The sequence below is a fragment of the Bacillus sp. VA15 genome (genome assembly GCF_055721145.1).
The window spans coordinates 150,234-165,266 of sequence record NZ_JBVQPQ010000006.1 but is presented as its reverse complement, the minus strand read 5'-3'; the positions used below and the strand labels follow the sequence as shown (position 1 = coordinate 165,266).

General features: G+C 44.1%; 15 protein-coding genes and 1 pseudogene. 7 read left to right on the top strand and 9 right to left on the bottom strand.

The genetic code is table 11. The features are described from left to right. Nucleotides 1-66: 66 nt before the first annotated feature. Entirely contained in the window at nucleotides 67-165 is a 99-nt protein-coding gene (locus AC0DBE_RS16020; protein WP_003222857.1) for a YjcZ family sporulation protein, read from the bottom strand. A 1,082-nt stretch (nucleotides 166-1,247) separates the two neighbouring features. Here AC0DBE_RS16020 and AC0DBE_RS16015 point away from each other — a divergent pair. Further along, complete coding sequence (locus tag AC0DBE_RS16015; protein WP_041521061.1) at nucleotides 1,248-1,628, top strand: hypothetical protein; 381 nt, start codon at nucleotides 1,248-1,250, stop codon at nucleotides 1,626-1,628. A gap of 38 nt (nucleotides 1,629-1,666) precedes the next feature. Here the strand turns inward: AC0DBE_RS16015 and AC0DBE_RS16010 are convergent, their stop codons facing one another. Continuing rightward, on the bottom strand, nucleotides 1,667-2,380 hold the full coding sequence (locus AC0DBE_RS16010) for a cytochrome c biogenesis CcdA family protein (RefSeq protein ID WP_014115057.1): 714 nt from the start codon (nucleotides 2,378-2,380) through the stop codon (nucleotides 1,667-1,669). Between the two features lie 40 nt (nucleotides 2,381-2,420). Between AC0DBE_RS16010 and resA the strand changes: the two genes are divergently transcribed. Then, nucleotides 2,421-2,960, top strand: a complete 540-nt coding sequence (resA, locus tag AC0DBE_RS16005; protein WP_014115056.1) for a thiol-disulfide oxidoreductase ResA — start codon at nucleotides 2,421-2,423, stop codon at nucleotides 2,958-2,960. A gap of 32 nt (nucleotides 2,961-2,992) precedes the next feature. On the opposite strand, the gene AC0DBE_RS16000 is transcribed toward resA, so the two are convergent. Continuing rightward, entirely contained in the window at nucleotides 2,993-3,757 is a 765-nt protein-coding gene (locus AC0DBE_RS16000) for a hypothetical protein (RefSeq protein WP_238528863.1), read from the bottom strand. A gap of 258 nt (nucleotides 3,758-4,015) precedes the next feature. Here AC0DBE_RS16000 and AC0DBE_RS15995 point away from each other — a divergent pair. Beyond that, nucleotides 4,016-4,331, top strand: a pseudogene (locus AC0DBE_RS15995) (aspartate phosphatase); the annotation flags it as partial. Nucleotides 4,332-4,686: 355 nt separating this feature from the next. Here AC0DBE_RS15995 and AC0DBE_RS15990 read toward each other — a convergent pair. The 6 genes from AC0DBE_RS15990 to pucR all read right to left on the bottom strand — a co-directional run bounded on the left by AC0DBE_RS15990 (nucleotide 4,687) and on the right by pucR (nucleotide 11,339). After that, nucleotides 4,687-4,803, bottom strand: coding sequence for a YjcZ family sporulation protein (locus tag AC0DBE_RS15990; RefSeq protein ID WP_472962852.1), 117 nt, complete (start codon nucleotides 4,801-4,803; stop codon nucleotides 4,687-4,689). 299 nt (nucleotides 4,804-5,102) lie between these two features. Further along, nucleotides 5,103-5,453 carry a hydroxyisourate hydrolase gene (gene uraH, locus AC0DBE_RS15985; RefSeq protein WP_439846083.1) on the bottom strand — a complete coding sequence of 117 codons (351 nt, stop codon included), beginning with the start codon at nucleotides 5,451-5,453 and terminating at the stop codon, nucleotides 5,103-5,105. Beyond that, nucleotides 5,453-6,937, bottom strand: coding sequence for a factor-independent urate hydroxylase (pucL, locus tag AC0DBE_RS15980; RefSeq protein ID WP_439846082.1), 1,485 nt, complete (start codon nucleotides 6,935-6,937; stop codon nucleotides 5,453-5,455). The genes uraH and pucL overlap by 1 nt, the downstream gene beginning before the upstream one ends. Nucleotides 6,938-6,949: 12 nt before the next feature. Further along, complete coding sequence (gene pucK / locus AC0DBE_RS15975; protein WP_090557141.1) at nucleotides 6,950-8,242, bottom strand: uric acid permease PucK; 1,293 nt, start codon at nucleotides 8,240-8,242, stop codon at nucleotides 6,950-6,952. 5 nt (nucleotides 8,243-8,247) lie between these two features. Then, complete coding sequence (locus tag AC0DBE_RS15970) at nucleotides 8,248-9,597, bottom strand: nucleobase:cation symporter-2 family protein (protein WP_052303546.1); 1,350 nt, start codon at nucleotides 9,595-9,597, stop codon at nucleotides 8,248-8,250. 146 nt (nucleotides 9,598-9,743) lie between these two features. Further along, nucleotides 9,744-11,339 carry a purine catabolism transcriptional regulator PucR gene (gene pucR / locus AC0DBE_RS15965; RefSeq protein WP_087987484.1) on the bottom strand — a complete coding sequence of 532 codons (1,596 nt, stop codon included), beginning with the start codon at nucleotides 11,337-11,339 and terminating at the stop codon, nucleotides 9,744-9,746. A gap of 175 nt (nucleotides 11,340-11,514) precedes the next feature. Here pucR and AC0DBE_RS15960 point away from each other — a divergent pair, with 175 nt between their 5' ends. The 4 genes from AC0DBE_RS15960 to AC0DBE_RS15945 all read left to right on the top strand — a co-directional run bounded on the left by AC0DBE_RS15960 (nucleotide 11,515) and on the right by AC0DBE_RS15945 (nucleotide 15,023). Continuing rightward, nucleotides 11,515-12,855, top strand: coding sequence for an allantoinase (locus AC0DBE_RS15960; RefSeq protein ID WP_326198183.1), 1,341 nt, complete (start codon nucleotides 11,515-11,517; stop codon nucleotides 12,853-12,855). Nucleotides 12,856-12,950: 95 nt separating this feature from the next. Further along, the gene (locus AC0DBE_RS15955; protein ID WP_014115046.1) at nucleotides 12,951-13,298 is read left to right on the top strand and encodes a YunG family protein; all 348 of its coding nucleotides are present in this window, start codon (nucleotides 12,951-12,953) and stop codon (nucleotides 13,296-13,298) included. Between the two features lie 37 nt (nucleotides 13,299-13,335). After that, a complete protein-coding gene (locus AC0DBE_RS15950) occupies nucleotides 13,336-14,184 on the top strand; it encodes a DUF72 domain-containing protein (protein ID WP_079288398.1) in 849 nt (282 codons plus the stop codon). A gap of 17 nt (nucleotides 14,185-14,201) precedes the next feature. Beyond that, entirely contained in the window at nucleotides 14,202-15,023 is an 822-nt protein-coding gene (locus AC0DBE_RS15945; RefSeq protein WP_268454355.1) for a sulfite exporter TauE/SafE family protein, read from the top strand. The last annotated feature ends 10 nt before the right edge of the window (nucleotides 15,024-15,033 follow it).

Genomic DNA, 15,033 nt, shown 5'->3' with positions numbered 1-15,033 from the left:
ATTTTTTATGGCGTCTATCGAACAGGGAGGTGCTCATAAAACGGAGGTGCTAGGCAAAGTTAAAGCTTAAAAACCACCAAAGAAAGAAGTACCAACAATGATTAACAAAATGAATAGCACCACGATTAAAGCGAAGGAGCTACCATAACCATTAGAGTAACCCATATTGCCACCTCCTTTAGTGAGGATAGTATAAGATATGCCAAACGATCATTTTCGACATAGATTTAAGTCTAAAAAAGAGAAAATGAATATTTTGTCTAAAAGTGTAAGAGAGAACGCATAATCAATCACTATCTCAAATGCTGCTGCACCCCAGGAATGACGATTGCTCTCAAAACGCTGTTTTTAGAAAACCCGCACCCTACAGGTGAAGCATAGAAGAAAGGTTGCAGGCAATTTGAGCGGGTGTACCGGGATTATTTATGCGGTCAGCTTGCAGGACTAGAAGAATCGAATGGTAGAAAAAGGGAGTCCAGCTTTTAAAAGCCGTACGTAAAAATTGATTTCTCATACTGTTAGACGATCGAGAGGGTATTCCCTTATTTCTTTCTCGACTATTATGGAGTTATTGAATCATTATTGAAGTTAGTGAAAGGTATACATATCGTATAAGAGTTGTTGGATAGCACTGTAAAAACTTATGGGTCATATAAATCGGAAAACTCTGTAATATAATGAATAAAAGGGAGCGTTGCTCCCTTTTAGGGTTACTATAAGATTTTTCTGGGCGATAGTAATGTCCATCTCAAGTTTATAGCTTCGTCAGGGTAAATCGTAGGAACAATGATTTCCTCTTTTGCTTTTATTTTCATCAAGAATGCACCAATTTTTCATCTTTTAACCACCTTTCAGAAGGTGAGTTCAAACTCAACTTCTTCCTCTTAAATATTATGTCCAAGAAATACTATAGATCCACGTTCCCTTTCCGGTTACATCATGAAATTCTCCTAATCTCGTCTCTTTAAAAAGTATAAAATCATCTATTTTGACTCCTTTTAATGCATCTTATTGGTAACTCGCCTCAAATTAGAATTTCTATTTGAATTTTCTGAACATACTTCGGACGGTAATAGTTGGGCTGTAACACAATAATATATGATCAATGAACTTGTAGAAGAATTGTATATTTTGTGGAAAATACAGAATCCTCTGGAATAATGGTGTTTAAAAATGATAGAGTATACATATTCAAGTATTTTACATACTTGTAAAATTATATTAAAAATCGAAAGGGTGTTAGAGTCATGAAGAAATTTTTAGGTTCTGTAGTAATTGGTTGTGCAGTTTTATTCAGTTCATTTATGGTGCATCAAGAGTCAGCTTCGGCAGCTTCACAAGTGGAGACTATTCTCCAAAAATCACAAACTTCAAACTCTACGAAGAGAATTAAAGTTAAAGCAGGTCAAAATTTACAAGTTCGTGTTTTCCCTTTCAACAATAAAACGATTAAGTTGACTGTATTCAAAAACGGTAAAGCTTGGACCAGTAACCTAACCAGTTCTCCATCCATCTATGACTATACTTATAAAAATCCTGGTGCGGCAGAATATTCACTAAGGTTATATTGTGGGAAAAATGGCGGTCAAAAAGGTTGTTATGGTCAAGGCCTACTTACTGTGAGATAATGCAAAGTAAAAGACGCCAATAGCTTGGCGTCTTAATATTAACTTTGAAATAAAGTCGTAAGGTTTGAAAACCATATGTTTATCCATATCATTTTATTGGTGTATAAGAGTACGCCGATAATAACAAGTAAACCTCCACCTATCTTTAGTAGCAGGTTTGAATATTTGAGAAACACTCTTGCCTTTCCGATGAAAAATGCCATTAGAAAGAAAGGGATGGCAAAACCTAACGAATATCCGGTTACGTTAATAAAAGTATCTATCGTGTTTGGGTTGTTAAAGTTTGCGTACATGATCGTTCCGAAAATCGGGCCAATACATGGAGTCCATCCTGCTGCAAAAATGATGCCAACTAATATTGAATTTAATACGCCAATTTTGCCTCTTCGAAAAGTAAATCTTTTTTCCTGCATCATGAATTTTGGTTGAAAAATGCCTAGTAAAAAAAAACCCATTGTACACACAAAAATTCCGCCAAGCATTCTAATAAGATCTTTGTACTCGGTGAAAAATCTTCCAATTGAACTAGCAGAGAATCCTAATATGTAAAAAATGATTGAAAATCCTAATAAAAATGATGCTGCATGAATAGCAATATTTTTATTAAGTGTTTTAGAATTTCTATTTTTTAACTCATTGACAGAAACCCCTGTAATATAAGATATGAATGAGGGGTATAAAGGGAGACAGCAGGGTGAGATAAATGATAATAACCCTCCACCAAAAGCTAACCATACAGTCACATTTTCCATTGAATCAGCTCCTATTTAATAAAATTATAGAGGTGAGGACATGAAAAAAAGAAAAAGATTATTGCTTAGAATGTTAATTTTGTTTCTCCTTTTTACGGCAATTGGATTTGCACTGTATCAAAACTTATTTGCAGCAAACAGCGAGGAAGCCGTACAAGTCAACAAGCCGGCGGCAAACTTTAAACTAGCTCAATTTAATGGAGAACCCATTGAATTAAAACAACTTAAAGGAAAGGCTGTACTTGTTAATTTTTGGGGATCGTGGTGTGAACCGTGCAAAAATGAAATGCCTGCCATGCAAGATGCATATAATCATTATAAGAAAGATAAGTTTGAAATAGTTGCAATTAATGTTCAAGAATCTGACATTACTGTGAAAAATTTTATAAAAAGTTACGACTTATCATTTCCGATTGCTTTAGACAAGCAAGGGGAAGTGTACCGATCATGGGAAATTTTTAATCTTCCAACGTCCGTCTTTATAAATCCTAATGGAACCATAGAAAGGACCTATGAGGGTGAAATGAAAATGAAACAATTAGACCAGTGGATAAGAGATATATTACCTAATAAATCTTAGTAACTCAAAAAACCCCTTAAAGGGGTTTAGTATTAATTAATTTTAGCAGTCAAAACTCTATATGTCCCACTACCATAAAGGCCAATAACTACTCTTGTAGTATATTCAAAAGGGGTATATTTCAACGCTTTAAATGTCCCGGAACTCCTAATCTCCCAAACACTAGGATCTAATTTAGAAACTGATGTTGAGTGAGATTTTGAGTAAAGTGGTCCGGTTAAATAGACATCGTAACTGTTTCCTTTAATTTTACCTTTTTCATAAGTGAATTTACCACTAACAGAGTGTTTAAATCCTGCCCCTGGAAAGGTATTTGCGATGTAGCCAGAATATGATTTCTGTTGTACTGCTTTGATGGAGCCTTCACCGGATGTCTTAGTATTGACACCTAGTTCAATTCCGTCACCCTGTACATTCAGTGCTTTTTTGACTACAACATTTGTTTTGCCAGATGCAAGTTGCTTGTTTACTTCTTTTTTAGCCTCACTAAGAGCTTGATTTGCCTTATGAATAGTGAATGTATTTTCAGTGTAAGCGGGTTCTTTTGGTGTCTGGGCATTAACGTCAACAGGACTAAGGGCTAATGATAATGCAGTAACCGGAAGCAAAAGGGACGAGAACAAAACTTTTTTACTTAATGATCCAAAACGCATATTGCTCAACTCCTCTTCACGTGATAAAGTACAATACAATGGTACCATTACATATAATGGGTTGTCTACTATAATATGGTAATGTTTATAAAAAGGAGGAATGAAGTTGTTGAGCATCATTTTTGCAGTTGTTACTTTATTCATCATCTTTTATCTAATCAATTATATTGGACAGAAGCTAATGAAAACGGCAATAAACCAAACATTTCTACTGTCGCTTTCTATAATAGAGGCAGTTATCGTGTTAGGTTTGTTTTATTACAGGCCATTCTTTCTTTAAGCTATAACAGCTGTTGCGTGTTTATGGAATCTGCCGCAAATTAATTTGCGGTTTTTTTGCGGACATACATATTATCGGAAATGTTAGAATATTACACAAAGTGGTATATGAGGAGGGATCTTGTGAATCCGGTATTGCCATCATCAAAAGTTGGCGTAAAGATCAATGAATGGTATAAAATGATTCGTCAATAGTATTTACTTATTTACTTCTCTCTCATGAAATTCCGGTATCAGCACATGTTAGATTATTTGGAACCAGTTACAACACGAATTAGGCCAACTATTGTTGAACTGCTTGAAAAAATAGAGGCATCAAATAAAGGCATATCTGGTCTTTTGTCGTATTATTCTCTGTTTTTCCGAGGGATGTATGAGTTTGATCAAAAGCTATATGAAAGCCATCTACTATTATAGAGAAGCGGAGAAACAGCTTATAGCATGATCCATATTGCTTCTGACCGTTTTCAAACGTAAAAAAGTGTGTTCTTAATTCTTGGGCTGTCATTGACTTTAGTATGTGGTTTCATAGTTAACTTACCAGAGAACCAAACTCAAAACACATTTCATATTGCTTCAGATCGTCTTCAAACCTGAAGAAAGATTACTCCTATAATCCCTTCTAACGCGGAGGGTCTTTTTTATGTCTCAAAAACGATTGAACCTAATACGATGTTTATATTTCCCTGGTTCAGAACCTTTGTCAGCACATCGTTAGTTAATAACATAGCAAAACGCCATAAAGACTTCTTATGGCGTCTAGCCCGAACAGGGCAGGTGCTTATAACATACTGTTAAATTGGAACGCCTTCTGGATAACCTCCAAAGAAAGATGCTCCAACAATGATTAATAGAATGAATAGCACTACAATCAAAGCAAAGGAGCTACCATAATCGTTAGAGTAACCCATATTGCCACCTCCTTCAGTGAGGATAGTATAAGATATGGCTAACGATCATTTTCGACATAGATTTAAGTCCAAATAAGAAAAAATGAATATTTTGTTTAAAGGCTAGACAGAATACGCATAATCAAAAACTATTAAACAGTTAGGATAAAGCTTAACAGAAATCAAACATGTAGTATGACCCATACTGCTTCTTACTGTTTTCAAACCAGGAACCTTTTCAAGTAGAGAAGGTTTTTATTTATGCAGTATTGCCAGCCGCCTAAACATATTAAAGCCCGCCTCACCGGCGAGCTTCCTCCTTAACTCCCCCTATACACCTGATAACCAAAAGGCGACAGCAAAAGCGGGATATGATAATTCGCATCTGGATTTGCAAGCTGAAAACGGAAGGTGACAATGGTTAAAAACGGCTTATCGGGCGTGTTCACTTTTTGACTCGCAAAATAGTCTCCTGCATGAAATTCCATCACATACTCTCCAGACACCAGCTCTTCCCCTGCCAGCAACGGAGCATCGACTCGGCCGTCATTGTTGGTGAATGTCTCTTTAACAAGGATGACCTCTTCGCCCAGCCGCTTCAATTCAATTTTTACGTTCGCCGCGGGTTTGCCGCAGGTTAAATCTAAGATATGGGTTGTCAGCTTTCCCATCAGGCCTTCAGGCTCCCTAATGCTTCAGCGGCTTTCTGTTTTTCTTTCTCGGCGTCTTCTCTTGTCACGGTAAAGCGCTGGAAACCGAATGGCGGGCGCGGTTCGGTGTAGACTTTTCCTTTGGACCCTGGGATCTCTTCAACGACTGTATCCCATGTGTGGTTTTGAGATTGGAAGCTGACATCAGTGAGCTGCGGGAATGTCGTTAATATTCTGCAGCCGATATGATGGATTAAATTTTGAATTGAAGGGGTTTCGAGTTCGTGAAAAACGGTGCTCACCAAGTCACGAACTTGCTCAGCCGCGACGTAGCGGGCGGGATCGGTAGCACGTGCGTCATCTGTGTTTTCATACTGCCAGCTGATGTTTAAATAGACAAACAGCGGGCGGTTGCCGTCCTCCGGGAGCGTCGTATATTCGTCCCGGATAAAGCCAACGAAGGAGTTGCCGCTCACCTTGACGAGCTGAAGATCCATGATTTCGCTGTACTGCTCTTTGATCGTTATTGTATCCCCGGTTCGTTCCGCTTTCAGCACAGACCGAGCGCGTTCATTGCGTGATCTTCTAAAGACGAGGTGGCTTGTGCCGAGTTCTTGCTCCTCGTATGCAGGCATCGCCTCAAACGGAATGTCTTCGCCTGTCAAAGTGATCGTGTCCATATGAGAATAGGTATCTAAAAATCGGTGAGCCACATAGTGTAAGAATCCCTCGGTTGTCGTCCCTTCATAGGAAGCGAGATGGCGCTGAATAAAGTTTTTCATTGAGTCTGTAGCCACGACGAGTGTATTATCTCCGTCTATAAATGATGGCAGAAAGGCATCTCCGCCAATTTCGCATGTCACATCAATGCCGACAACAGTATTGTCTCTCCCTGTAAAAGAAGACTCTGGGATTTGCCGTACTCCTGTGAGCGGCTTTAAAAACGTTCGGTATGCAAATACATTTCCTTTGCCATAAGACATGGTTCTTTTCATTTGCGTCTCTCCTTTTTCAGTTATGATGTCCGCCAGCCGAAAGCGGGCGATGCGGTAAATTTCTTCAAGAGCCTGCTGGAACTCCGTTTCTCGTTCGTTCTCAAGCCTTTCCAGCAGGGCTTGGTGAATGTCCTGTTTCGTCTTTCCCTTTACCGCTAAAATAAAAGGAAAGCCGAAGCGTTCATAATAGTGCTCATTCAGCTTGAGAAATTCCTCGTATTCCTCTTGTTCAAGTTTGCTGAGCCCCGCGTTTTGCTGCTCTCTTACCGAGGTAACGCTCATTGTTTTCTTTGTTCCGAGTCGGGGGTGCTTGTTGATTAAATCAAGCTGTGTCCGGCGGTCCGCGGCTTTTACAATGCCGGCCATTTTGTGGTGAAGGTCAGAAAGGGAAGAAAACGGGCGCAATGCCGCGGCTTTCTCCGCAATCCATGAAGAGTGTTCAAAAATAGATCCAAGCGTGTCTGTCAGTGTTTGTATGTCCATTTGGTTCAGGTCATCCATTGTGAACATGAGCATCTTCCTTTACGTTTTTATTTCAACGCCATTCGGCTGTTTGGTTTGAAAAAAAGCGTGCAGTGCAATTGCCGTCAAACTGCCGATCACAATTCCGCTTTCAGCCAAGACTGAGGCAGAGCCCGGGAGAGATGAAAACAACGCGGGAACTGTTGTGGCGCCGAGCCCTAAGCTGACGGAAGAGGCGATAATCAGTAGGTTGCCTTGCGAATCGAAATCAACGCTGGAAAGCATTTTGATCCCGTAAGAAATGACCATGCCGAACATGACAATCATCGCGCCGCCGAGAACTGGGGTTGGAATCACTGTTGTCAATGCTGCGGCTTTTGGAACCAGTCCGATCGCCATGAGCATGATTCCTGTGATGGCGATGACATTGACACTTTTCATTTTTGAAAGCTGAACGATACCGACATTTTGCGAGAAGGCTGTATAGGGAAACGCATTAAATAAGCCGCCAAGCACAATCGCAAGCCCTTCCGCCCGGTAGCCTTTTTCCAGATCCTTCTCCGACAGCCTGCGGTTTGTGATATCGGCCAGAGCAAAGTAAACACCTGTCGATTCAACCAGGCTGACAATGGCAACGAGGAGCATCGTAACAACAGCCGGCAGCTCAAAGGTTGGCGGGCCAAAATAAAACAGAGACGGAACATGAAGCCAGGACGCCTCTATGACGTCAGAAAAATCGACTTTTCCCATAAAGAATGCAGCCGCTGTTCCTGCGATAAGGCCGAGCAAAATCGCAATGGAGCGTATAAAGCCTTTAAAGAAATAAAACAGCAATAAGATAAAAGCTGTGACGCCAAACCCGAGGAGTACGTTGTCCAGTGAGCCGAAGTCTTTGCTTCCTTCACCGCCGGCCAGGTTATTCATTGCCGTCGGAATCAGGCTGATGCCGATGATCATGACGACTGAACCTGTCACGACAGGCGGAAAAAAACGGACAAGCTTTCCGAAGAAGCCCGCGGCTAAGACGACAATCAGCCCTGCGGCGATAATGGCGCCATATATCGCTGAGACACCGTATGTGCTGCCGATGGAAATCATCGGGCCGACCGCGGTAAACGTACATCCGAGCACAACAGGGAGGCCGATGCCGAAGTATCGGTTTTTCCACAGCTGCAAAAGAGTCGCAGCCCCGCACATGAACAAATCGATCGCAATTAAATACGTCAGCTGCCCCGGATTCAGCCCGATCGCCGCTCCGACGATCAGCGGAACGAGAATTGCTCCCGCATACATGGCGAGCATGTGCTGAAGTCCGAGCATCATCAGCTGAAAGACATTGTGCTGTTCCTTCATCTTTTTTACACCTCTTTTTCTAATGCGAGTGTATGGTCTAATACCGGAAGTTCAGTTTTCTGAGCGGTTGTTTCTTTTTTGCCGCGCAAGCTGAAAAATAGATTCAAAAAGATGGCGGTCAGGCTTCCGGTGATGGTTCCGTCACTAACCAGAATCCGGATCGGAGCGGGGAATTCAGCGAAAATCCCGGGCACCGTGCTGGCGCCGATGCCGAGTGCGATTGAGCATGCGATGGTCAGCATGTGATATTGATTTTTGAGATCCGCTGTGCTGAGCATTTTGACGCCTGACGCAATCACCATGCCGAACATGACAACCGTCGCGCCGCCAAGCACAGCCGCAGGAACGGCAGAAGCAAGGGCTGCAATCTTCGGAACCAGTCCGAGACAGACAAGGATACAGCCGGCGGTAACGACGATGTTTCTTGTTTTCACTTTCGTCAGCTGTAGTAAGCCGGCGTTTTGCGCAAAGGTGTTATAGGGGAAGGCGTTGAACAGTCCACCGATAAGAATAGCGATTCCTTCCGCTCGATAGCCTTTGACAAGGTCTTTTTCGGTTAAGGGTCTGCCGCATATTTTTCCGATTGCGTAGAAAACGCCGGTTGATTCCACAATAATGACGATTCCGACAATCAGCATCGTTAAGATCGGGCCGATTTCAAATGAAGGGGCTCCGAAGTAAAACAGCTTCGGGACTTGAAAAAGCGGGGCTTCAGTGACAGCAGAAAAGCTGACCTTGCCCATGATGGCTGCTGCCGCTGTCCCGGCAGCGATTCCAACCAGAACGGACAGCGTTCGGGCAAACCCTTTGAGAAAGCGGTTGAGGACTAAGATCAGGACAAGGACGCCGACAGAGAGAAGAAGGTTTTCGAGCGAACCGTATTCGGGGTTGGCGCTGCCGTTTATTTTTTCGCCGCCAGCCATATTTTTCACACCTGTCGGAACAAGTGAAAGGCCGATTAAAGTGACAACGGTACCTGTTACGACAGGAGGGAATAACACGGTCAGCTTGCCGAAAAAACGTGCAAACAGAAAGATAAATAACCCTGTCGCGATGATTGAACCGTAAATCGCGTGAACGCCGTAGTTCGTGCCGATTGCGATCATCGGGGTGACGGCCACAAATGAACTGCCGAGCATGACGGGAAGCCCGATGCCGATGAATGCTCCGCGCAAGGTTTGCAAAAGCGTCGCCACACCGCACGTTAACAGGTCAATCGCCAACAGGTAAGACAGCTGTTCAGATGTTAGATTCAGCGCCCTGCCGACAAGCAGGGGCACCAAAATCGCACCTGCATACATGGCCAGCACATGCTGAAGGCCAAGAGTCAACACCGCGAACGATTTTTGTTTCACCATAGTCCCTCCTTTTATATGTGAACTTTAGTAACATGATAGCGTGCCGATTGCCGGGTGTCATTGGATACTGTAGCCGAAAAAGACAGGTGTTATTGATGAAAGTGACGAAAAACGATTCAGTTTGTAAGAGAATGTGACAAACATTAGCTGATCAGCCGCTGCATCCGTAAGGCAAGCCGCAAACGCATCGTCGTCTCAGGATCTTTTAAGCTTTTGCCCAGCAGCTCCTCACATTTTTCAAGGCGGTAGATGACGGTATTGCGATGAACGTACAGACGCTTTGCCGTCTCGGAAATTTGGCAGTGTGTCTCTAAATAGACGGACAGCGTATGAAGCAGGCTTTGATCCTCCTGCTGTTTTTCAGCGAGGCTTTGAAGCGTGGAGTTGTAAAATTTCTTCAAATCCTCAACCGGGAGAAGGCGGAGAAGCTCAGGCACATCTTTGGCATGATACACCTGAATAAACTCCGTGCTTCTTGACAAATGCCCTGATTGCAGAGCGTCTGAAGCTTCGGTGAACGCGTCGGGAACGTCAATGAGCTTTTGGCATATGTTGCTGATGCCAAAGGACACAGTCCGTTTAAATTGAGCTCTGACCTGTGTTTGAAACTGCTCTAAAAAGCTGATCACCGAGGCGTGCATTTCACTCCAGCTGTCTGTCGCCTCGATCAGAATAATGCCGACATTTCCTTTAATAAAGAGGTGGGGCGGAAACGGGAAGGCCGATAATTCGCCTTCAAGAAATTCGAATACGCCATCGGAGGCGAGCTGATTTTCTGTAAAGCTGATCGATTCGTCATTCCGGTCGAGTTTTCCCGCAATGCACATGTATTTTTGATCCCAGCGCAGCTTAAATTCCTTTGCCCGGTTTTTGATTTCTTCATCTGAAGAAAATGAGCGCTCAATAAAATTGCTGAAAAACTCATTGCGCGCCCGCCGGCCGAATTGCTTCAGCGCATTTTCCTTCAGCAGTTCAAAGGAAATGACGTTAGCAGCTTGTTCAATGGTGAGAATCAATCCTTTGTCTCCGGCCTGCACCATGTCGGGTATCAGCAGGTAGCCGCAGTTTTTTTCGTGATTATAAATAGGAAGGACAGAATACGTTTTTCGATCTGAGAACGTAGAGAAACAAGTGAAAAACGGCCCGGATACGGTATTCAGGGTGCCTTTCAGCTTTTCGGTCTCAAATGAAATCTGATGGGACGCAGAAAGCATTTTGGCATGCTGGTCAAGAAGCAGCACGGGAAGCTGAAGGAGGTCTGACACCTTTTTGAGGAGAGATTGCAGCCCCTTGCCGCTCATAATGTGGTTTGTGAATTTTTTGTGCGCGTAAATGGCTTGCTGCAGCTCGTTAGAACGCATATCGAGAATGTGGCTGAGTGTTGCATTCACAATATCGCCGAGGCGGATGTGTTCTGGAAGCTCGATGATCGGAAACGCGTATGAATCGGCCAGCTCGATGATTTCTTTCGGGATATCCTCCAGGTAGCGCTTTGTTTTAATGCCGAGGCCCGCGCAGCCGCGTTTTGCCATTTGCCGAATCAGCTCAGATAACTGGTGCGGGTGATCCTTCAGGTGATACGCGGTGGTGACGAGCAATTCATTCTTATGCAGAAAGTCTGCGATATCCGGAGCGTCCATCATATTGACATGCTGAACCTCTCTTTCTCCTCCTGCTTTTCCTGCGATTAAATTGGCGTTTTCATAAGCCGGTATTTTCATCACATCAAAAATATTCATAGCGCATTCTCCTTTTCTATAAAAAACATTGGTTAAGATGAATAATTTTCAATAGGAATTCTAGCGGTTTTGCTAATGTAATACGATCATAGTAGCAGTAAACTGTTGAAAATAGAACTGATTGTGTTACATAAACTGACATGAAAAATCGTCAACCTTACATGGGAGGATCAATATGGCTTACGATATGGTGATAAAAGGTGCGAAGGCAGTTACGCCAGATGGCGTTAAAGAAGCTGATATTGCAGTTCAAAACGGTGTCATTACCGAGATTGGTTCAGACATTGAAGCGAGCGGGGCAGCAATGATCCAGGCAGAAGGCCAATATGTGTTTCCAGGTGCGATAGACTGCCATGTTCATTTCAATGAACCGGGCAGAGAGGACTGGGAGGGGGTTGAAACAGGTTCGCAAATGATGGCAGCAGGCGGCTGCACCACCTATTTTGATATGCCGCTCAATTGCATTCCATCAACCGTGACGGCAGAGAATCTTCTCGCAAAAGCCGAACTCGGCAGGCGAAAATCAGCTGTGGATTTTGCACTATGGGGCGGGCTTGTGCCAGGTCATATCGATGACATCCGCCCAATGGCTGAAGCGGGGGCGATCGGGTTTAAAGCGTTTTTATCAAAATCAGGCACAGACGAGTTCCGCTCTGTTGATGAACGTACCTTGCTCAAAGGCATGACAGAAATCGCGGCTGCAGGAAAAATCCTCGCTCTTCATGCGGAGAGCGACGCAATCACAAGTTATTTGCAGATGGTTTTGGCCAATAAAGGAAAAGTGGATGCGGATGCGTACGCCGCCTCCCGTCCGGAGGAAGCCGAAGCTGAAGCGGTGTATCGCACGATCCAGTATGCGAAGGTGACAGGCTGTCCGGTTCATTTTGTCCATATCAGCACGGCGAAAGCGGTCCGGCTGATCAGAGAGGCGAGACAGGAAGGGCTTGATGTTTCGGTTGAAACATGCCCGCATTATGTCTTGTTCAGCCATGACGATTTACGGGAAAAGGGCTCTGTCGCAAAATGTGCGCCCCCGCTCCGGTCACAGCAATCGAAGGAAGCGCTGATCGAGGCGCTCATTGCGGGGCACATTGACATGGTTTCCTCAGACCATTCCCCTTGTCGTCCGTCTTTAAAGCGGGAGGATAATCTGTTTTTATCATGGGGCGGAATCAGCGGCGGACAGTTTACTTTATTGGCCATGCTTCAACTGGCGCTTGAGCGGGACATTCCATTTGAAACCATCGCTGAATGGACAGCAGCGGCCCCTGCGAGACGATTCGGACTTCAGAAAAAAGGGCGGCTTGAAGCGGGATGTGATGCGGATTTTGTGCTCGTCAGCATGGAGCCGTACACTGTCACAAAAGAATCGATGTTTTCAAAGCATAAAAAAAGCATTTACGAAGGACATACATTTCCCTGCAGCATTTCGGCCACTTACAGCAAAGGCCGGTGCGTGTACAATGATGGGGAAGAAGTCAGCGAAATTGATGGAGCACTGGTCGTTCCTTCGTAAGCCCGGCGATTTTACCGCCGGGTTTTTTGATTTCCTCCGTTCTTGTTTTTAAAATGAAATCAACGTGGTATCTTTTTTTAAAGGAGGCGGAGGCAATGGAACATATCACATACATACTCAAGCAATCTTGGTCGCGCCATACGAGCTCTAAATGGACGGAAGAATGCCCGGCATGCGGACAATGCGGTGTGACGGCATTGGTGATTCAAGATCAATTCGGCGGCGCCATTTTCAAAACCAAAGTCGGTGAGAGCTGGCATTTTTATAACAGCATCAATGGCGTGATGTACGATTTTACGAGTGAACAGTTTCAGGCGCCGATTGAATATCAGCATATTCCTTCTTCAAGAGAAGAGGCGTTTTTAGATACGAATGAGGAACAATACCAGCATCTTCGTTCAGCATTTTCCCGCCATATGAACAGCATTTCCGAGGAAACCTGAAAACACGTGTGATAAACTGGGAGAGAGGTGAATGATTGTGATTTATATCGGACTGACGGGGTGGGGGGATCATGACAGCATCTATCCGCCGAAAACGGCCAGCCAGAAAAAATTGCAGGCCTATTCCTCCCATTTTCCGATCGTTGAATTAGACGCGAGCTTTTACGCAATTCAGCCGGCGCGAAATAATGAAAAGTGGGTGAAGGAAACGCCGGAAACCTTTCAATTTATCGTGAAAGCGTATCAGGGCATGACAGGGCATCAGCGCGGAGAAATCCCCTTTGATTCAAAAGAGGAGATGTTTGACGCGTTTAAGGTGTCTTTAACGCCATATTTACATAGCAATAAGCTTGCCATGGTGCTGTTTCAATTTCCGCCGTGGTTTGACTGCAAGAAGGAGAATGTCGCTTATTTGAGATGGTGCAAGCACCAAATGGGAGATATTCCATGTGCGCTTGAATTCAGAAACCGCTCCTGGTTCTCGCCGCCATTTTATGAGCAGACGCTTTCATTTATGAAAGCGGAAGGCTGGATTCACAGTGTCTGTGATGAACCGCAAATCGGGGAAGGCAGCGTCCCGACTGTGTTGCGCGCGACCAATGAAAACAAAACGCTCGTCAGGTTTCACGGACGCAACAAGCAGGGCTGGATGAAGCCTGACGGCGGGAAAAACTGGCGGGAGGTCAGGTACTTATACCGCTACAATCAACAGGAGCTGGCGGATTGGAAAAAGCACCTGAATGAATTGCAGCAGCAATCTAAGGATGTTTTTGTCCTGTTCAACAACAATTCCGGCGGAGACGCCGCGGATAATGGCAAGCAGATGCTTGAACTGCTTGATATCGAGTACAGCGGACTTGCGCCGAGACAGCTCGATTTATTTTAGAAAAGAGGTTTTGATTGATGTCGTTGGTGATTTTGGCCGTACTGGGATTAATCGCAGGTACGGTAGGAAGCCTGATTGGGCTTGGCGGCGGAATTGTGATCGTGCCGTCTCTGATGTTTCTAAGCACAGTGACGCCGCTGTTTCAGGATGTGACGCCGCAGGTCGCAATTGGAACTTCGCTTTTGGTCATTATTTTTACGGGTCTTTCTTCAACTTTGGCTTATATTAAATATAAAACCGTTGATTATAAGAGCGGGCTCATTTTCTTTATCGGTTCAGGTCCAGGAAGCATTATCGGGGCTTACGTGTCAAAGCTGTTCAATTCAAACTCGTTTTCCATTTGGTTTGGCATTTTTATGATTCTTATTTCATTATCCTTAATGCTCAAAGCGAAAGCCCGGCCGATCAACAAAGCGCACAAAGGGATTATTCGGACATTTCAGGATGATGCCGGTGAGCCTTATACGTACTCATATCAGGCGCCTATCGGCATTGCGATTGCCTTTGTTGTCGGCTTTTTAGGGGGGCTTTTCGGAATAGGCGGTGGATCGCTCATGGTTCCGGCGATGATGCTGTTATTCCTGTTCCCGCCGAAAGTTGCGGTGGCAACATCCATGTTTATTATTTTCCTGTCCTCTATGACAGGGTCTGTTTCACATGTTATTTCCGGGCACGTCAATTGGCTGTATGCACTAGCACTTGTGCCCGGCGCCTGGTTCGGCGGAAAGCTTGGCGCCGCCATCAACAGAAAAATGCAGACGAAAACGATCGTAATGATCATGCGGATCGTATTGATTTTAATCGGCTGCCAGCTCATTTATGAAGGCATTTTCAGCTGAACGATTAGGG